Raw genomic sequence first — 18921 nt, 5'->3', positions numbered from 1 at the left:
TGCGGTTTTGTAGCCCGGCTAAGGCGTTTACGCCGCAAGCCGGGAAACCCACAGCGCTACTGCATATATCCCATCGCCAGGCCGAGAAACAGCACCAGCCCCACGTAGTTATTGTTCATAAACGCCTTAAAGCAGGCATCGCGTTCGCGTTTAAATATCAGCTTCTGCTGCCAGGCAAACAGCGCCGCGGCGATAAACAACGACCAGTAATACTCCCAGCCCAGCCCGCTCAGCCAGCCTACCGCGGCCATCAGACCCAGTACCGCCACCTGTAAAATACCGATGATTAAGCGATCGTTGTCGCCAAAGAGAATCGCCGTCGATTTGATACCGATTTTGACGTCATCATCACGATCGACCATCGCATACTGGGTATCGTAGGCCACCGCCCACAGGATATTGGCGAGGAACATCAGCCAGCAGCTCAGCGGCAGCGATTCGCTGACCGCCGAAAAGGCCATCGGGATCGACCAGCCGAACGCCGCGCCCAGCACGACCTGAGGCAGGTGGGTATAGCGCTTCATAAACGGATATACCCATGCCAGCGCCAGCGCCGCTACCGACAGCAGAATGGTCATGGTGTTCAGGGTCAACACCAGCAGAAACGAAAGCAGCACCAGCACGACAAACAGCGTCCGCGCCTCCTTTTCGCTAACGTCGCCGCTCGGCAACGGGCGGCGGGCCGTCCGTTTGACGTGGCCGTCAAACTTGCGATCGGCATAGTCGTTGACCACGCAGCCTGCGGCGCGCATCAGCCAGACGCCGGCGACAAAAACGGCGAGGATCCATAGCGGCGGTATCCCCGGCGTCGCCACCCACAGCGCCCATAGCGTCGGCCACAGCAGCAGCAGCGCGCCAATCGGTTTGTCAGTACGCATCAGGCGGTGAAACGCCAGCAGCTTGTTCTGCGTCAGACTCCACTCCATTTCATTTTCCTCTTAATACAACGGCGATGCAGGCAAAAACAGTTCCGTCAGCAGCAGCGGTTTGCCGCTCAACCGGAGGCGGGAACGACGCCCCCACAGCTCTGCATGACGACCAATTTCAATAAAATCACGGGTTAGCGTCGATGACGTGAAGAGATAGCGGCCCAACGGCGTTTGCCCCAGCTGTTGCAGCGCCAGTTCGGGGCCGCTCAGCGTTGATTCGGGCACTATCGTGCGCCCGGCCAGCCAGGGTTCACCGTTGGCGCAAAGAATGATTTCCCGCAGCCAGTAGCGGGGTTCGCTCGGTAACAGGGGCGCCTCACCGGCCAGCGCGTCGCGTCCAACAAAACCTTCGTTAACCATGATGACGCTGACTTTCTTCCCCTGCTGCTCAAAGCGTTTGGTCATTGAGTCTTCCAGCAATAGCCAGTCGCGCAGATGCGCATCCAGCGGGGGCATAGCGGCAAAATAATGCAGCGCACGCAGTTGCGTAAGCGCAGGATGTGGCATGCCTGAATCTCCGGTACATAACGTAAAGGTATTGTATCGCAGAATGGGGCATCGGGGGCGGGCAAACGTCAATATACGATCATCCGCGCAACAGCCGTGCAACAGAGGCTGCGGCGCGCTAAAAAAAAGTGCGCCCTGACGGACGCACCTAAAGGCTGTGCCTAAACATCAGCATTGCGGGGAGACGGTCACCCCTTGCCTTTTACACTGCTGATAAAGGTGGAACGAGCAGATTTCGAGCCAAGACGTTCAGCTTCGTTCATCAATTTCAGGGCCTTATCGATATCGCCTTTCGCAACCGCCTGCTTAATGCCGTTGTTGAAATAGGTTTCGGTGTCATCAAGCATCGGTTCGCTTTTCGCCGCCGGAGCCGGGGCCGGCGCGACAACCGGCGCTGCGGTATTGCCGACGGTCACCGGGCCATTGCCGGAAGAGCCAAACAGCGGACCAACCAGCACGCTGGAGCCGCTATTGGTTTTGACTTTTAGCTTCAGCACGCCATCGGTGGTGTGGCGGGCAATCGGGTCTGGAATATCCGGCACGGCATTGCCCGCGCCTTTAGCGTAAGCTTTCGCCGGATCAAGCAGAGTCGTGGTTTGTTGTAAATCTTTTTCCGTCGTAAAGACCAGCACGTAAAGCTTCTGCTGCCCCAGCGCCGGGGTCAGGCGCATGACGCCTTCAAGCCGATCCGCGGTCATTACGCCGGGCTGCTGATAGGTAAAATAGCTGCTGGGGAAGAACGCGGATGGCGTCATATTCTGATCGAGAATCAGCACGTTCGGCGCAAAAATCTGTTTTTGCTTATTCACTTCGCTCGTGAGCGTCAGGGTCAGTTCGCCAATATTCGCCGGAACGCTCCAGGCCGCAACCGGGCCGGAGATGCCGGCAACATCCAGGCGCTGGCCGCCCGTGAGTAAATCAACGGTCTGCGTTTTAGATTGATCGACTGGCGTCCAGACGAGCTGCTGCAGGGCAGCGCCGGGGATGGCGGGCGCTGCGCTGGTGTTTTGCGGGACAAAATTGACGTCGGCAAGGCTCATTCCCGGCGCGCATGCCAACATTCCTGCGGATAAACACAGGGCGACGAGAGTTTTCTTCATTTTCATTGTTCTCACCTCGGATAGCGTAGGTTTAGCGGTGGCCAGGCAATAGCGCGCTAATCCTGAAGAATCAGGAGGGGCAGAGCCCCTCCGTGTCACTACATGATTACGGCGGTGTTACCACCAAACTTCCATCTGCGCACCGAAGGTCACTTCGCTATCGTTACCGCGGCTGGAGGTGTAAACCCCGTTACCGCTGCCGTCTTTAGTCTGCAGACCGGAGGTGTTGCTGTAGCCCCAGTTCTCATCCCATTTTGCGTAGGTCGCGAAAATACGGATTGCCGGGCGAGACCAGACGCTGTTACCCGCCTGCCATTGCTGGGCCAGGGTAATTTTGTACTGGTTGTTGTTTTCGCTGGTGCGCTGAGATTTCACGTTGTCGTAACCGACTTCCAGCTGGGTGCTCATGATCGGCGTCCATTTGTACATCGGACGAACACCGACGGTGTACCAGGTAGAACCGTTGTTGCTGTCCAGGTCCACGTCCTGGTACATCGCAACGTACATCAGGCCCCAGTCATCGTTGAAGTCCATCGCGCCGTGATCCAGAACGCGGATCATGCTGCCGTTGTTATCGATGCTGGTTCCCTGGGAGTGACCGCTGTTCCAGGAGGTCATCGAGTCGGTCGCATACTGAACAACAAACTTGTTGAAGCCGCCCCAGATAGACTGAGTATGTTCACCGGTGAACATCCAGCCGTCTTTTGATGCGCCATCAACCAGACGGTAATCGTCCTGCGGGTTAGCGCGGCCATAATCCACGCCTAACTCCAGTACGCCGCCCGGGTTGATTTCCATACCGGCCAGACGCACGTCAAAGACGTCGTTTGCGGTTTTAGCAGCAAATTTCTTGGTGTCATCGCTGGAGAAAGTGTAAGAACCGCCGCTTTCTGAGTTACGCGTGGCCGCCAGAGAGAGTTTACCGAAGCCGAGGTCAACGTTTTCCAGACCCGCACCCGGGCCGGAGATATCCCAGTAGTAGAAGTCGATCATGTGAACGTCATGACGCTGGTAGAAGCGCTTACCGGCCCACAGGGTAGAACCCGGCAACCAGTCAATCAGGTTTTTACCCTGGATGTTAGCTTCACGAAACGCCGGAGAGGTACTTTCCCAGTCATCTTCCTGATTTACGGAATAAGCGACGTTAGTATCGAAATAAAAACTCTTATCACCTTCTTTCCACAACTCCTGGCCCAGCTTCAGTTCCGCATAGGTTTCACATTCGTTGCCAAGACGGTATTTGCTTTGAGCACCCGTGGCTTTAAAGCACTGTTGCTCACCGCCGCTGCCGGTCCAGCCGATACCAGAACGAGCGTAGCCGTGGAAATCAACGGCCAGCGCCTGAGCAGACATAACGCCTGCCGCAACGGCGACCGCCAGTGGAAGTTTGCGCAGAGTAATCATCATTCTATCTCCTGAGATCATTGCTTTTCTTTGAACACTTCACCCTTCGGGCTGCCTCTTTGTTGGCTGCGCTCACTCACCCTGGTCACGTACTTTTGTACGCTCCCAGGGATTCATTCCCTTGCCGCCTCGATGCAGCGCGAATGGTTTTGTGTTTTTTTTTAGTTAGAAGCCTTACACGCCCGGCTCTTTATGCAGCCGACGACAAGCGGTGCCATCCTCACGGAATAAATGGCAGCGCTCCGGCGGCAAACCGATGGCGAATGTGGCTCCCTCTTCTACCAGCACCACGTCGTTCTGGCGGTAAACCAGGTTTTGACGGATGGATGGGATCTGGATATGAATTTGCGTTTCGTGGCCGAGCTGTTCGACCACCTGAACTTCACCTTCAAGGGTGACGTCGGCGATATCGCTGGGCAGCAGATGTTCCGGGCGAATCCCTAAGGACATGTTGGCGCCGACCTGAACGCGGGCGCTGTCCACCGGCAGCCAGACCTGCTGACGGTTTGGCAGCTCCACCTGCACCTGCTCAATGGCGGTAGCGGTGACTTTCACCGGCAGGAAATTCATCTTCGGCGAGCCAATAAAGCCCGCGACGAAACGATCCGCCGGGTAGTGATAGAGTTCGAGAGGCTTCCCGACCTGCGCGACGCGACCGGCGTCCAGCACCACAATCTTGTCGGCCAGGGTCATCGCTTCGACCTGGTCGTGGGTCACGTAAATCATCGTGCGGCCAAGACGCTTATGCAGACGGGAAATCTCAATGCGCATCTGCACGCGCAGCGCGGCATCGAGGTTAGAGAGCGGTTCATCCAGCAGGAACACGCGCGGTTCAGCCACCAGAGTACGGCCAATCGCCACGCGCTGACGCTGACCGCCGGAAAGCGCTTTCGGTTTACGCTCCAGCAGATGGGCCAGCTGAAGAACTTCCGCCACCTGAGTCACGCGCTGGTTAATCAGCTCTTTTTTGGCGCCGGCCAGCTTCAGGCCAAAAGACATGTTTTCCGCAACGGAAAGGTGGGGGTAAAGCGCATAAGACTGAAACACCATCCCGATACCGCGCTCGGCGGGCGGGACATCATTCATTCGGGTATCGCCAATCAGCAGATCGCCGCTGGTCACCGTTTCCAGCCCGGCAATCATACGCAGCAGGGTGGATTTGCCGCAGCCTGATGGCCCAACAAACACGACGAACTCCCCATCCTGGATCTCGAGATTGATATCTTTCGATACCACTACGTCACCCCAGGCTTTCGTTACATTTCGCAGCTGTACGCTCGCCATGCCCTTCTCCCTTCGTTACAACCTGTCACTTAACGACACATTCAAGATGGGCTGACTATGCGGCATTCATAAATAGGGTAAATCCTCCACCCCCCGGCTTTTTTATGGGGGAGGAGGCGGGAGGATGAGAGATTGCTTCTCGCCGCCGGGGGGGACGGACGGACGTCGATTTCGTGATGTAGCCTGCAAAATTGGCCGCCTTTTTATGTGCTCCAGGACTCATAACCGGCATTTCTGCAATGGAGATCACACTATCGGGGGATGGGGCGTAGACATGGGGAGGATGGAAAGAGGTTGTTAAAAAAGGAAACTCATCACCGTTAAGCCACTCAAGTGTATCCACGAGCACATCACCAAATAGGACGGGTATATGAAAATCAAAACTGGCGCTCGCATCCTCGCGCTGTCTGCATTGACCACGATGATGTTTTCCGCCTCTGCCCTCGCAAAAATCGAAGAAGGTAAGCTGGTTATCTGGATTAACGGCGACAAAGGCTACAACGGCCTCGCTGAAGTGGGTAAAAAGTTTGAAAAAGACACCGGCATTAAAGTCTCCGTAGAGCATCCGGATAAGCTGGAAGAGAAATTCCCGCAGGTTGCCGCGACCGGCGACGGCCCTGACATCATCTTCTGGGCTCACGACCGTTTTGGCGGCTACGCGCAGTCCGGCCTGCTGGCGGAAATCACCCCGGATAAAGCGTTCCAGGACAAACTCTATCCGTTCACCTGGGATGCGGTTCGCTATAACGGCAAGCTGATTGCCTACCCGGTTGCCGTTGAAGCGCTGTCGCTGATCTATAACAAAGACCTGGTGCCAAACCCGCCGAAAACCTGGGAAGAGATCCCGGCGCTGGATAAAGAACTGAAAGCGAAAGGTAAGAGCGCGCTGATGTTCAACCTGCAAGAACCGTACTTCACCTGGCCGCTGATCGCCGCCGACGGCGGTTATGCATTCAAGTTTGAAAACGGCAAGTACGACGTGAAAGACGTAGGCGTGGATAGCGCTGGCGCGAAAGCGGGCCTGACCTTCCTGGTCGACCTTATCAAGAACAAACATATGAACGCCGACACCGACTACTCCATCGCGGAAGCGGCATTCAACAAAGGCGAAACCGCGATGACCATCAACGGTCCGTGGGCGTGGTCTAACATCGATAAGAGCAAGGTTAACTACGGCGTTACCCTGCTGCCGACCTTCAAAGGCAACCCGTCTAAACCGTTCGTTGGCGTACTGAGCGCCGGTATTAACGCCGCCAGCCCGAACAAAGAACTGGCGAAAGAGTTCCTCGAAAACTACCTGATGACCGATCAGGGTCTGGATGAAGTGAACAAGGACAAACCGCTGGGCGCGGTCGCGCTGAAATCCTTCCAGGAAAAACTGGAAAAAGATCCGCGTATCGCCGCCACCATGGCTAACGCCCAGAAAGGTGAAATCATGCCGAATATTCCGCAGATGTCCGCCTTCTGGTATGCCGTTCGTACCGCAGTGATCAACGCAGCTAGCGGTCGCCAGACCGTCGATGCGGCGCTGAAAGACGCACAGGCTCGTATCACCAAGTAATACGGTTTCCCTTATTTCTTAGGGAATAAGGTTTGTTGAATACGTTGTTACGCGAAATCATTCGCGCTACATCGAGGCGGCAAGGATGCAAATCCCCAGGCGCTTACATCAGTAAGTGACTGGGGTGCGCATCCGCAGCCAACAAAGAGGTAGCGCGAAGGATAAAGTGTAAAGAGGATGATCCCCATGGATGTCGTGAAAAAGAAGCACTGGTGGCAAAGCCCGCAGCTCACATGGTCTGTGATCGGCTTGCTGTGCCTGCTGGTGGGTTACCTTGTTGTTTTGATGTACGCCCAGGGGGAGTACCTGTTTGCCATCATGACGCTGATTTTGAGCTCGGTTGGCCTGTATATTTTTTCCAATCGCAAGGCCTACGCCTGGCGCTATGTCTATCCGGGTCTCGCCGGGATGGGGCTGTTCGTCCTGTTCCCGCTGATCTGCACTATCGCTATCGCTTTCACCAACTACAGCAGCACTAACCAGCTGACCTTCGAACGCGCCCAACAGGTGCTGATGGACCGCTCCTTCCAGGCGGGCAAATCCTACAACTTCGCGCTTTATCCGGCGGGAGATGAGTGGAAGCTGGCGCTGACCGACGGCGAAAGCGGCAAAAACTATCTTTCCGACGCCTTTAAATTCGGCGGCGAACAGAAGCTGGCCTTAAAAGAGGCAGACGCCCTGCCGGAAGGCGAGCGCGCCACGCTGCGCGTGATTACGCAAAACCGTACCGCCCTGAACCAGCTGACCGCCGTGTTGCCGGATGAAAGCAAAGTCATTATGAGCTCCCTGCGTCAGTTCTCCGGTACCCAGCCGCTGTACGCGCTGGCCAGTGACGGCACGCTGACCAACAACCAGAGCGGCGTGAAATACCGTCCGAACGCCGAGGTCGGTTTCTATCAGGCGATCAACGCCGACGGTAGCTGGGGCAGCGAAAAGCTCAGCCCGGGCTACACCGTGACCATCGGCTGGGATAACTTCACTCGCGTGTTCCAGGATGAAGGCATCCAGAAACCGTTCTTCGCGATTTTCGTCTGGACGGTGGTGTTCTCCGTTCTGACCGTGATTCTCACCGTTGCGGTCGGCATGGTGCTCGCCTGTCTCGTCCAGTGGGAAGCCCTGAAAGGTAAAGCGATTTACCGCGTACTGCTGATTCTGCCTTACGCCGTACCGTCGTTTATCTCGATTCTGATTTTCAAAGGGTTGTTCAACCAGAGCTTTGGTGAGATCAACATGATGCTCAGCGCGCTGTTCGGCATCAAGCCGGCCTGGTTTAGCGACCCGACCACCGCGCGTACCATGATTATCATCGTCAACACCTGGCTGGGCTATCCGTACATGATGATCCTGTGCATGGGCCTGCTGAAAGCGATTCCTGACGATTTATATGAAGCCTCGGCAATGGATGGCGCTACGCCGTTCCAGAACTTCTTCAAAATTACGCTGCCGCTGCTGATCAAGCCGCTGACGCCGCTGATGATCGCCAGCTTCGCCTTTAACTTTAACAACTTCGTGCTGATTCAGCTGTTGACCAACGGCGGGCCGGACCGGCTCGGCACCACCACGCCGGCGGGCTACACCGACCTGCTGGTGAGCTATACCTACCGTATCGCCTTTGAAGGCGGCGGCGGTCAGGACTTCGGCCTTGCGGCGGCTATCGCCACGCTGATCTTCCTGCTGGTAGGCGCCCTGGCGATTGTTAACCTGAAAGCCACACGTATGAAGTTTGATTAAGGGAGATAACGATTATGGCTATGGTTCAACCCAAATCTCAGAAGCTGCGCCTGTTCACGACGCACCTCCTGCTGCTGATTTTTATCGCGGCGATTATGTTCCCGCTGCTGATGGTCATCGCTATCTCTCTGCGCGAAGGGAACTTCGCCACCGGTAGCCTGATCCCCGAAAGTATCTCCTGGGAGCACTGGCGGCTGGCGCTCGGCTTCCGCGTCGAACACGCTGATGGTCGCGTCACGCCGCCCCCCTTCCCGGTGCTGCTGTGGCTGTGGAACTCCATCAAGGTGGCAGGCATTACCGCCATTGGCATCGTCGCGCTTTCTACCACCTGCGCTTACGCTTTTGCCCGCATGCGCTTCCCGGGTAAAGCAACGCTGCTGAAAGGGATGCTGATTTTCCAGATGTTCCCCGCGGTGCTGTCGCTGGTCGCGCTGTACGCCCTGTTTGACCGTCTCGGCCAGTACGTGCCGTTCGTCGGCCTGAATACCCACGGCGGCGTCATCTTCGCCTACATGGGCGGTATCGCGCTGCACGTCTGGACGATCAAAGGTTACTTCGAAACCATCGACGGCTCGCTGGAAGAAGCGGCGGCGCTGGACGGTGCGACCCCATGGCAGGCTTTCCGCCTGGTGCTGCTCCCGCTGTCGGTACCGATTCTGGCGGTGGTGTTTATTCTGTCGTTCATCGCGGCGATTACCGAAGTGCCGGTGGCCTCCCTGCTGCTGCGCGATGTGAACAGCTATACCCTTGCGGTCGGAATGCAACAGTATCTCAACCCGCAGAACTATCTGTGGGGCGACTTTGCCGCCGCGGCGGTGCTTTCCGCCATTCCGATTACCGTGGTGTTCCTGCTGGCCCAGCGCTGGTTGGTTAACGGCCTGACGGCTGGCGGAGTGAAAGGTTAATTTTTTTGTAACACCCGCCCCAAATTTCAGATGAGGGCCGACGGTTTAGCGGTAATGCGCGACCCCAACCGGGTATTACCGCCGTCGCCCTCAGCTGAAAAAGTAAGGCAAATGCCACTGCTATCCTCAACTGGACCCTACATAAATTCTATTTGTGACTGTTGGTCAGCGGCCCTGGAGGCCGCTTTTTTTATTCGCGCTTCAGACGGTTGGAGTTACACAGCCAGAGCGTTATCACCAGAATCAGGATCGCCGCGGAGTAAATCAGCACCGCCATAGGCGACTCATGATCGATAATGATCAGGCGGACGATTGCGGTGATGCCGATATAGACAAAGTAGCGCAGCGGGAAGTGAAATCCCGACTCAAAGTACTTCACTATCAGCGCGATAAACTCGAAATAGAGGAAGTAGACCACCAGCCCTTCCACCAGCTTGTACTTGCTGACAGGCTCCGGGGTGAACAGGACGTGCGCCAGATGCAGCGTCTCCTTTCCCAGAAATACGATCAGAATGACCCCCAGGCACAGCAGGCCAAGATTCAAAACGGTTTGCATTGCGGTTGCAATAAAACTCACCAACGGACGATAAACCGGCGGCATAGGTACACCTCATCATCATGATTTCCTGTGACCTGTATAACGCAAAAATGTGATCCAGATCTACATTTGTGAGTCCCTTCTTTCCACTGCTTGCCTTTCTCATCTCCGATGAAATACGTAAAAAGAGAAATTTTTACTTTCGGCAACGCTGTGAGGTAGTTAACTAAATCCCTTTTTATGTTCAAAAAACAGAATATAAATACCCGTCAAATCAGTTAATTAACCATAATAAGATCACAATTTTACAATATTGTAATAAGCGAATATTTTTCTCTTTCAGGCATAAATTACGCCCGCATTAGAGTAAGTTTTTCCTTAGAAATTGACTTAGCATACTCGCAGATTAATAAACCCTCGTTAGCGGAACGATATAAAACATGACTACTGAACACTCATCCCTGTTTATAAACTGGCTAAAAAAAGAAGTGGCTCCGGCATTAGGCTGTACGGAACCCGTTGCTATTTCTTTTACCGCCGCTTACGCTGCGAAACATTTAGATACGGCTTGTCAAAACATTAGCGGTTTTATTTCTGCGAACCTGTACAAAAATGCGATGGGCGTAACTATTCCGGGCACTTCCGTCAGCGGGGTGGCGCTCGCAGCCGCAATTGGCGCATTTGGTGGCGATGCGGATAAAGGTTTAAAAACGCTGGAGGGAATTACCGAACGGCATGTTGAATTAGCCCAGATGTTAATTGCCGATGGCCAGGTCAATATTAGCGTGAAAGATACTCCTGACTTTATTCATCTGGATCTGACGCTAACGGGTGGCGAAAAGAGCTGCCGCGTGGTGGTCAAGGGCACGCATACCAATATCGTTGAGCTGTATATTAATGGCGAAGCGCAGGTGCTGGCGGACAAACAGAGTACGGTAACGCAGCAGGAAACATTAGCAACCTTCTCGCTTGCGGAAGCCTTTAATTTTATTAACGAGGTCGAATTCGCCGACATCGCATTTATTCTCGAAGCCGCCCGGCTCAATTCGGCGCTGGCGGAGGAAGGTAAAAGCAAAAAATACGGCTTGAACATCAACGGCACCTTCTCTGATGCGGTAAAAAATGGCCTGCTCAGCAACGACCTGCTGAGTAAAGTCATCATCAATACCGTCGCCGCATCCGACGCGCGAATGGGCGGAGCCCCCGTCGTCGCGATGTCTAACTTTGGTTCCGGTAACCAGGGTATCGCCGCCACCATGCCGGTAGTGACGGTCGCGGAGCATCTTAACGCTGATGAAGAGACCCTCGCGCGGGCGCTGGCGCTCTCCCACCTGACCGCCATATCGATCCACTCCCGCTATACGCGTCTGTCCGCGCTATGCGCGGCGTCCACGGCAGCGATGGGCGCCGCGGCAGGCATGGCGTGGTTATTTACCCGTGACCTGCAAACAATTAATACCGCTATTATTAATATGATCAGCGATATTACCGGCATGATTTGCGATGGCGCCTCTAATAGCTGCGCAATGAAAGTATCGTCCGTGGTTTCCAGCGCCTTTAAGGCCGTACTGATGGCGATGCAAAATAGCTGCGCAGGCTCTAATGACGGCATTGTTTGTGCTGACGTTGAGCAGACTATTAATAATCTCTGCCGTCTGGTAATTAAGCCTATGGCCTATACCGATAAAGAAATCATCAACATTATGGTAGCAAAGTAATCATTAATTAGCGTTTTAATGTACCTTACACAAATAATTAATCTCCTGAATACAACAGGTATTGTTTATGAACAAAAAAGTGATTCTACGGGGTATGAGCGCCATACTTCCCCTGTGCATCGGCGACTTTCCGTTTTCATTTATTGTCGGCGCGCTAAGCGTTAGCGCCGGGATGAGTATCTGGCAAAGTACGGCATGGTCGACGATTGTCATCGCCGGTTCGGCACAAATGCTGGCGTTAAATATGCTAAAAACCGGAGCGAGCCTTGGGGTGATTATATTCACCACGCTGATTATTAATCTTCGCCATGTGCTTTATAGCGCCTCTATTTCCAGTACGGTACGCGAAGCCTCCTTCTTTAAAAAATGCTTTATGGCGTATGCCCTGACCGATGAAGTGTACGCCACGACGGTGAAAGAGATGGAGGAGAATAAAAAAGATAAATATCTTTTCTATTTTTCAGCAATGCTGACGTTTTGGTTCGCCTGGGTGCTGGCCGATTTCCTTGGCGCTCTGGTTGGCGCCTCTTTTCCGCACATTGAAAAATATGGTCTGGACTTCGCGATGGTCGCCGCATTTATCGCCATCGTGGTCCCACAAATCAAAAGCCAGGCCTGCACCGTCGCCGCCGTTGTTGCTGCCGTATCCGGGGTACTTTTGGTCGTACTGCCCTACTCGTTAGGTATCGTCGTCGCGTCCGTACTGGGCGTAATGGCGGGCCTGAGCGTCGATCTCGCCGAAGAGCGTAAACAGGCGCAGGCCGCTGACAAACTCTCTCTCGAAGGAGCGCTGGAAAATGAGTAATAGCTTTTTTATCGCCCTGACGCTTGGCATGGCCGCCGTGACCTTTCTTATTCGCTTCTCGTTCATTGGCCTCGCCGGGAAGATTCAGATGTCGAGCCGGGTCAGCAAAACGCTGCGTTTTGTGCCGGTGACCGTGCTGCCGGCCATCATCACGATTCAGATCCTGAGCGTGAACTCCAGCATGGAGTTCGATTTGAAAAACCCGAAGGTGATCGCCGCGATTATCTGCACGCTCGCCAGCTTCCGCCTGGGCCTGGTCTGGGTCGTCGTCAGCGGCGTCGGTTCACTGGTTTTGCTCAACTATTTCATGTAATCACCTATCAGAAGGAATCAACAGAATGATAATTACCACCGCCGCTGCGCCTGCCGCCATTGGCCCGTATGTTCAGGGAGTAAATCTGGGTACCATGACGATGACCTCAGGGCAGCTCCCGGTCAATCCGCAGGACGGCACCATGTCTGACAACATCGCAGTGCAAACGCGACAGTCGCTGGACAACGTTAAGGCTATCGTTGAAGCGGCGGGTTTGCAGGTGAAAAACATCGTTAAGACGATGGTCTTCGTCAAGGATCTGAATGACTTCGCCACCATCAACGCGGTGTATGAAGCGTTCTTCACCGAACACAACGCGGCCTTTCCGGCCCGTTCCTGCGTCGAAGTCGCCAGACTGCCTAAAGATGCGGGCATTGAGATCGAAGCCATCGCCGTCGCCTGATCCCCGGCCGGAGGCCATCCTCCGGCCACTTCTTATCCCCCCACTTTTGAGGTTTACCCACAGCGAACTTTACGGGCAAAATATCGCCACTTCTTTGCGAGGAACGCAGAATGCTAAAGATTCGTCTTGCACGTCCGGAAGATGCGGCTTTACTCAACCAGATGGCCAATGCCAGCTATCGCCACCACTTTGCCCACCTCTGGCACAACGCCGATGAAATGGAGCACTACCTGCAGCAAGAGTATTCCATGGCCGCGCTGGCGCACAGCCTGGCCGATCCGCAGTGCTGCTGGTTGATTGCTGAGGCAGAGGAGCCAATTGGCTTTGCTAAATATGCCTGCCGCCAGGATATCAACCCCGAAGGCCCAACGGGTACGCTATTGCATAAACTCTATCTATTACCTGACGCTACCGGGCATCGCTACGGCGAGCAGATTTTTCGCGCCGTCGAGAAGCGTGCGAAAGAGACCGGTGAAAGCTGGCTATGGCTGGAAGTGCTCGCCGCGAATACCGGTGCCCGCCGTTTTTATGAACGTCAGGGGATGCAGCACGTGAAGGATGTGGCATTTCATTCTGCAACCCAGGAAAGCACACTCCATATTCTGGCTAAACCAATCTGAGAGGCAGCATGCATACCCTTCGTGAAACCGCCATTCGCAACGTCGCCAGCGGCGAAAACGTGGTGATTTACCAGCCCGCCAACCTTTACGACTGCACGCTTGGCGATAACGTCTTCGTCGGGCCGTTTGTAGAGATTCAGGGCCATACCCGTATCGGCAACGACAGCAAAATTCAGTCCCACACCTTTATCTGCGAGTACGTGACCATCGGCGAGCGCTGTTTTATCGGCCACGGCGTGATGTTCGCCAACGATATGTTCCGCGAGGGAAAACCCAACGCCGACCGCGAGAGCTGGGGAAGAATTGTGATTGGCAACGATGTGTCTATCGGCAGCGGCGCAACCATTCTGGCGGTCAGCATCTGCGATGGGGTCGTGATTGGCGCGGGCAGCGTGGTGACCAAATCCATTACGGAGAAAGGCGTGTGGGCCGGGAACCCGGCAAAGCTGCTGCGGCGGCTATAACAAAAATGCCGGCCACATGGGCCGGCATTGCGAACGTTTTAGCGATTATGCGCGCCAGGATTTATAGCGGTTAATCAGACCGTTAGTGGAGCTGTCGTGGCTGCTCACTTCGGAACCATCTTTCAGCTCCGGCAGGATGCGGTTAGCCAGCTGTTTGCCCAGCTCAACGCCCCACTGGTCGAAGGTGAAGATGTTCATAATCACGCCCTGGGTGAAGATTTTGTGCTCATACAGGGCAATCAGCGCGCCCAGGCTGAACGGCGTAATTTCACGCAGCAGGATGGAGTTGGTGGGGCGGTTGCCTTCAAACACTTTGAACGGCACCACGTGTTCCAGGGTCGCCGGATCTTTACCCTGATCGCGATATTCCTGCTCAACCACTTCGCGGGATTTACCAAACGCCAGCGCTTCGGTCTGCGCAAAGAAGTTGGACAGCAGCTTCGGATGGTGATCGGACAGCGGGTTATGCGTAATCGCCGGCGCGATAAAGTCGCAAGGCACCATTTTGGTCCCCTGGTGAATCAGCTGGTAGAACGCGTGCTGACCGTTGGTCCCCGGCTCGCCCCAGATGATTGGGCCAGTCTGGTAATCCACGGCGTTGCCGTTACGGTCAACGTATTTACCGTTGGATTCCATGTTGCCCTGCTGGAAGTAGGCGGCAAAACGGTGCATATACTGGTCGTACGGCAGAATCGCTTCGGTTTCAGCGCCGAAGAAGTTGTTGTACCAGATACCGATCAGCGCCAGCAGCACCGGCAGGTTTTTCTCAGCCGGCGTGGTGGAGAAGTGTTTGTCCATCGCGTGCGCGCCGGAGAGCAGCTCAACAAAGTTGTCGAAGCCCACGGACAGGATGATGGACAGGCCGATGGCTGACCACAGAGAGTAACGGCCGCCAACCCAGTCCCAGAACTCAAACATATTGGCGGTATCAATACCGAACTCGCCAACCGCTTTACCGTTGGTCGAGAGCGCGGCGAAGTGTTTCGCGACGTGCTTCTCATCGCCAGCGGTCGCCAGGAACCAGTCGCGCGCGCTGTGAGCGTTGGTCATGGTTTCCTGAGTAGTAAAGGTTTTCGACGCGACCAGGAACAGGGTAGTTTCCGGGTTCACCGTTTTCAGCACTTCGGCAATGTGGGTACCATCGACGTTAGAAACAAAATGCATATTCAGGTGATTTTTGTACGGGCGCAGCGCTTCGGTCACCATGAACGGGCCGAGGTCGGAGCCGCCGATACCGATGTTGACGACGTCGGTAATCGCTTTACCGGTGTAGCCTTTCCAGCTGCCGGAGATAATGGCTTCGGAGAAGGTTTTCATCTTCTCAAGCACGGCGTTCACTTCCGGCATCACGTCTTTGCCATCAACCAGAATCGGAGTATTGCTGCGGTTACGCAGCGCAACGTGCAGCACCGCGCGGTCTTCCGTGCGGTTAATCTTCTCGCCGGAGAACATGGATTTAATGGCGTCTGCCAGGAAGGTCTCTTTGGCCAGGTTCTGCAGTTTTGCCAGCGTCTCTTCGGTGATGCGGTTTTTGGAAAAATCCACCAGCATCAGATCGTCGAACGTGGCGGAGAATTTAGAGAAACGATCGCTATCCTTCGCGAACAGATCCGCGATGGTAACGTCTTTCATTTCATCAAAGTGTTTCTGTAATGCCTGCCAGGCAGAGGTCTGCGTTGGGTTGATGTTTTTCATTAGCAATACTCTTCTGATTTGAGAATTGTGACTGCGGTCGATTGTAGCGCCGGTGACGAAAAATTGTGATGATTTTTGTGTTATGCCGATGATACGCGTCAGGATTAGAGCCAATTTGGCGCAAATCGCCCCTCATAGTATAGACATCATAAGGCTTTTTTCTGTCAGCGACTCGCGCATGAAAAATCCGCATAACCCTGACGTTGACATACTTCGCCTGAAGCCTTTATATAACGGCAGTACCTACATATACGTAGGTAGGTATGGATCGCGCATTTCACGCTACAGCGAAAGGGTATTGCAGGGGGGTATAATGTCCCGCGTCCCCCTGGCAAAGTGAAAGACGTCGGTAATTGCCAGAAGAGGTGCGTTGCCCAGGTAACCGTATTGGAGGAGCCAGTCCGGGGAAAATACGTGAGGGGGAGCAACGCCGAGGTGAATAAGCGTCTGGTTACGCTCATCACCGGCCACAGGGGCTGAATCCCCTGGGTTGTCACCAGAAACGTTCGCAGTCGGGCGTTTCATACTCGCCGTCTGATGCACAGCATCGGCAAGCGGGTCTACAAGGTGGAGCACTTCTGGGTGACATCGTAGTTTGTTTATCGCTCTGCGCCCACCCTGTTTTTCGCTCTTCCCTTGTGCCATGGCTGAATAATTTGGCCTGGCTTATTAAGACATTTTATTGCAATCCGGTTGCGTCCAGCCCCGCCAGGATTGGTTTTCTGGAATCGTTTTAATAAGTCAGGCCCCCTGACACGAGGTTGTTATGACAGACTTAGTTGTAGCCAAGTTCGGCGGCACCAGCGTTGCCGATTTTGATGCCATGAACCGCAGCGTGGACGTCGCGCTGCTGGACGCCAATACCCGCGTGGTGGTGCTTTCCGCCTCAGCGGGGGTGACCAACCTGCTGGTCGCCTTAGCGGAAGGGCTGGAACCCGGCGAACGTTTCGCGAAGCTCGATGCCATGCGTCAAATCCAGTTCAATATTCTGGAGCGTCTGCGCTATCCCAACGTTATTCGCGATGAAATTGAGCGCCTGCTGGAAAACATCACCACCCTGGCGGAAGCCGCCTCCCTGGCCAGCTCAACCGCGTTAACCGACGAACTGGTCAGCCACGGCGAACTGATGTCTACTCTGCTGTTTGTCGAGATCCTGCGCGAGCGCGGCATCGCCGCCCAGTGGTTCGACGTGCGCAAAATTATGCGCACCAACGACCGCTTTGGCCGCGCGGAACCGGATATTGCCGCCTTATCCGAATTAACCCAGCAGCTGCTGGCCCCGCGTCTTGCGGAAGGCGTGGTGATCACCCAGGGCTTTATTGGCAGCGAAGCCAAAGGCCGCACCACCACGCTTGGCCGCGGCGGCAGCGACTATACCGCCGCGCTACTCGGCGAAGCGCTAAACGCCACCCGCGTCGACATCTGGACCGATGTTCCGGGTATCTATACCACCGACCCGCGCGTCGCCCCGGCGGCCAAACGCATTGACGTTATCGCTTTTGAAGAAGCGGCGGAAATGGCGACCTTTGGCGCGAAGGTCCTGCATCCGGCTACCCTGCTCCCCGCCGTGCGCAGCGATATTCCGGTATTCGTCGGCTCCAGCAAAGAGCCGAAAGCCGGCGGCACGCTGGTGTGCAAAAACACCGAAAACCCGCCGCTGTTCCGCGCGCTGGCGCTGCGCCGCAAGCAGACGCTGCTAACCCTGCACAGCCTGAATATGCTGCACTCACGCGGTTTTCTGGCCGAGGTATTCAGTATTCTGGCCCGCCACAGTATCTCCGTCGATCTGATCACCACGTCGGAAGTGAGCGTGGCGCTGACCATGGATACCACCGGTTCGACGTCGGCTGGCGATACCCTGCTCACCCAGGGACTGTTGACCGAACTTTCCTCTCTGTGCCGCGTTGAGGTCGAGCAGGATCTGGCGCTGGTCGCCATCATTGGTAATGAACTGTCGAAGGCGTGCGGCGTCGGTAAAGAGGTGTTTGGCGTACTGGACCCGTTTAATATTCGTATGATTTGCTACGGCGCATCCAGCCATAACCTGTGCTTCCTGGTCCCGGGTGCGGATGCCGAAAAAGTGGTGCAGAAGCTGCATCATAATCTGTTCGAGTAATAGCGAATAAAATGGCCCGCCATTTCTGCCGGGCCATTTTTAGTTTCCCATCACCGTGGTCATCAGCAATCTGTCCAACTCCCTGACATCACCGCTCCGGCTCTCAGGCAGCGCTGGCGGGATTGCGCCTCTGAGCAGCTCGGACTGAATAAACGCATGCAGCAGCGGTCGACGCGGGCCGTTTTCCGCCTCTCCTGCGCGCTGTTTACGTTCCAGCAGCTCGTCTATTTCCGCACGTAGACCCGCTTCCAGCTCGCTTCCTGCCAGCAGTTCATTAAAGCGCATCGGCGGCACGCCTTTTCCCGCTTCAACCCAGCGGACGGCCAGCAGCGGGCGCAGTACGTAAAAGTACTTTTTCAGCCGCACCCGTTCGCCTTGCAGATAGCCGCGAAAATTTTTACGGGCCATCGAATAGTAATGCCAGCGGGCGCGAACCGGAGAAAACCAATGCGGTATCACTTTCTTCAGCGCCTGAACCGTCGCGTCATCCTGCTGATACACCACCGGTGAATCCAGCCATTCGATCAGCGTCGGGTTCGCCCCTTTCAGCAGACCCAGCGCCTTGCGCCACTCCCAGCCGCAGACGTCCAGCTCATCGTCGATGGGCAGCTCAATAACATCGCGCGGGGGATCCACCCGCAGGTACCACTCCAGCGGGTGAACGTAGAGAAACCGCACATCATAATCGCTGTCCGGCGAGGCAAAGCCCCAGCCCCGGCTGCCGGATTCGCAGGCGTAGAGCACTCTGACGCCGTAGCGCTGCTCCACGTCTTTTAACTGCCGCCGCACCTTATGGCGCATGGCGGCGCTTACAGCGTGATACGTCAT

General features: G+C 55.2%; 18 protein-coding genes and 1 riboswitch. Of the genes, 10 read left to right on the top strand and 8 right to left on the bottom strand.

The window, feature by feature from the left end; translation table 11 throughout:
- Positions 1–56: 56 nt before the first annotated feature.
- The 5 genes from ubiA to malK all read right to left on the bottom strand — a co-directional run bounded on the left by ubiA (position 57) and on the right by malK (position 5224).
- On the bottom strand, positions 57–926 hold the full coding sequence (gene ubiA / locus CDA56_RS02995; RefSeq protein WP_004097768.1) for a 4-hydroxybenzoate octaprenyltransferase: 870 nt from the start codon (positions 924–926) through the stop codon (positions 57–59).
- A gap of 12 nt (positions 927–938) precedes the next feature.
- Positions 939–1436 carry a chorismate lyase gene (ubiC, locus tag CDA56_RS02990; protein ID WP_014227537.1) on the bottom strand — a complete coding sequence of 166 codons (498 nt, stop codon included), beginning with the start codon at positions 1434–1436 and terminating at the stop codon, positions 939–941.
- A gap of 188 nt (positions 1437–1624) precedes the next feature.
- A complete protein-coding gene (gene malM, locus CDA56_RS02985) occupies positions 1625–2542 on the bottom strand; it encodes a maltose operon protein MalM (RefSeq protein WP_014837132.1) in 918 nt (305 codons plus the stop codon).
- A 111-nt stretch (positions 2543–2653) separates the two neighbouring features.
- Positions 2654–3943 carry a maltoporin gene (locus tag CDA56_RS02980; protein ID WP_014227535.1) on the bottom strand — a complete coding sequence of 430 codons (1290 nt, stop codon included), beginning with the start codon at positions 3941–3943 and terminating at the stop codon, positions 2654–2656.
- Positions 3944–4114: 171 nt separating this feature from the next.
- On the bottom strand, positions 4115–5224 hold the full coding sequence (gene malK, locus CDA56_RS02975; protein WP_004097762.1) for a maltose/maltodextrin ABC transporter ATP-binding protein MalK: 1110 nt from the start codon (positions 5222–5224) through the stop codon (positions 4115–4117).
- 370 nt (positions 5225–5594) lie between these two features.
- On the opposite strand from malK, the gene malE reads away from it, so the two are divergent.
- The 3 genes from malE (at position 5595) to malG (ending at position 9421) form a co-directional block, all read left to right on the top strand.
- Positions 5595–6785, top strand: a complete 1191-nt coding sequence (gene malE / locus CDA56_RS02965) for a maltose/maltodextrin ABC transporter substrate-binding protein MalE (protein WP_014227534.1) — start codon at positions 5595–5597, stop codon at positions 6783–6785.
- A 186-nt stretch (positions 6786–6971) separates the two neighbouring features.
- Positions 6972–8516, top strand: coding sequence for a maltose ABC transporter permease MalF (gene malF / locus CDA56_RS02955; RefSeq protein ID WP_014227533.1), 1545 nt, complete (start codon positions 6972–6974; stop codon positions 8514–8516).
- A 14-nt stretch (positions 8517–8530) separates the two neighbouring features.
- Positions 8531–9421 carry a maltose ABC transporter permease MalG gene (gene malG, locus CDA56_RS02950; protein ID WP_103815289.1) on the top strand — a complete coding sequence of 297 codons (891 nt, stop codon included), beginning with the start codon at positions 8531–8533 and terminating at the stop codon, positions 9419–9421.
- A 190-nt stretch (positions 9422–9611) separates the two neighbouring features.
- Here the strand turns inward: malG and psiE are convergent, their stop codons facing one another.
- On the bottom strand, positions 9612–10022 hold the full coding sequence (gene psiE, locus CDA56_RS02945) for a phosphate-starvation-inducible protein PsiE (RefSeq protein WP_004097754.1): 411 nt from the start codon (positions 10020–10022) through the stop codon (positions 9612–9614).
- Between the two features lie 377 nt (positions 10023–10399).
- On the opposite strand from psiE, the gene CDA56_RS02940 reads away from it, so the two are divergent.
- The 6 genes from CDA56_RS02940 (at position 10400) to CDA56_RS02915 (ending at position 14282) form a co-directional block, all read left to right on the top strand.
- Entirely contained in the window at positions 10400–11677 is a 1278-nt protein-coding gene (locus CDA56_RS02940) for an L-cysteine desulfidase family protein (protein ID WP_025107706.1), read from the top strand.
- Positions 11678–11744: 67 nt separating this feature from the next.
- Positions 11745–12482, top strand: coding sequence for an AzlC family ABC transporter permease (locus tag CDA56_RS02935; protein ID WP_004097750.1), 738 nt, complete (start codon positions 11745–11747; stop codon positions 12480–12482).
- Positions 12475–12795: an AzlD domain-containing protein gene (locus CDA56_RS02930; RefSeq protein ID WP_004097748.1), complete on the top strand. Its 321-nt coding sequence runs from the start codon at positions 12475–12477 to the stop codon at positions 12793–12795. Before CDA56_RS02935 ends, CDA56_RS02930 begins: the two co-directional genes overlap by 8 nt.
- Positions 12796–12820: 25 nt before the next feature.
- Positions 12821–13198: a Rid family detoxifying hydrolase gene (locus tag CDA56_RS02925; RefSeq protein WP_064375615.1), complete on the top strand. Its 378-nt coding sequence runs from the start codon at positions 12821–12823 to the stop codon at positions 13196–13198.
- 110 nt (positions 13199–13308) lie between these two features.
- The gene (locus CDA56_RS02920) at positions 13309–13818 is read left to right on the top strand and encodes a GNAT family N-acetyltransferase (protein WP_014227531.1); all 510 of its coding nucleotides are present in this window, start codon (positions 13309–13311) and stop codon (positions 13816–13818) included.
- An 8-nt stretch (positions 13819–13826) separates the two neighbouring features.
- Positions 13827–14282 carry an acyltransferase gene (locus CDA56_RS02915; protein WP_004097740.1) on the top strand — a complete coding sequence of 152 codons (456 nt, stop codon included), beginning with the start codon at positions 13827–13829 and terminating at the stop codon, positions 14280–14282.
- A gap of 45 nt (positions 14283–14327) precedes the next feature.
- Here the strand turns inward: CDA56_RS02915 and pgi are convergent, their stop codons facing one another.
- A complete protein-coding gene (pgi, locus tag CDA56_RS02910; RefSeq protein WP_064375616.1) occupies positions 14328–15977 on the bottom strand; it encodes a glucose-6-phosphate isomerase in 1650 nt (549 codons plus the stop codon).
- 352 nt (positions 15978–16329) lie between these two features.
- Positions 16330–16563, top strand: a riboswitch (Lysine riboswitch).
- 180 nt (positions 16564–16743) lie between these two features.
- Here pgi and lysC point away from each other — a divergent pair.
- The gene (lysC, locus tag CDA56_RS02900; protein WP_004097732.1) at positions 16744–18093 is read left to right on the top strand and encodes a lysine-sensitive aspartokinase 3; all 1350 of its coding nucleotides are present in this window, start codon (positions 16744–16746) and stop codon (positions 18091–18093) included.
- Between the two features lie 39 nt (positions 18094–18132).
- Here the strand turns inward: lysC and CDA56_RS02895 are convergent, their stop codons facing one another.
- Positions 18133–18921: a nucleotidyltransferase domain-containing protein gene (locus CDA56_RS02895; protein ID WP_049083124.1), complete on the bottom strand. Its 789-nt coding sequence runs from the start codon at positions 18919–18921 to the stop codon at positions 18133–18135.

The organism is Klebsiella michiganensis, assembly GCF_002925905.1.
GTDB classification, from domain to species: domain Bacteria; phylum Pseudomonadota; class Gammaproteobacteria; order Enterobacterales; family Enterobacteriaceae; genus Klebsiella; species Klebsiella michiganensis.
This window is presented reverse-complemented; position numbering and strand designations above follow the sequence as displayed.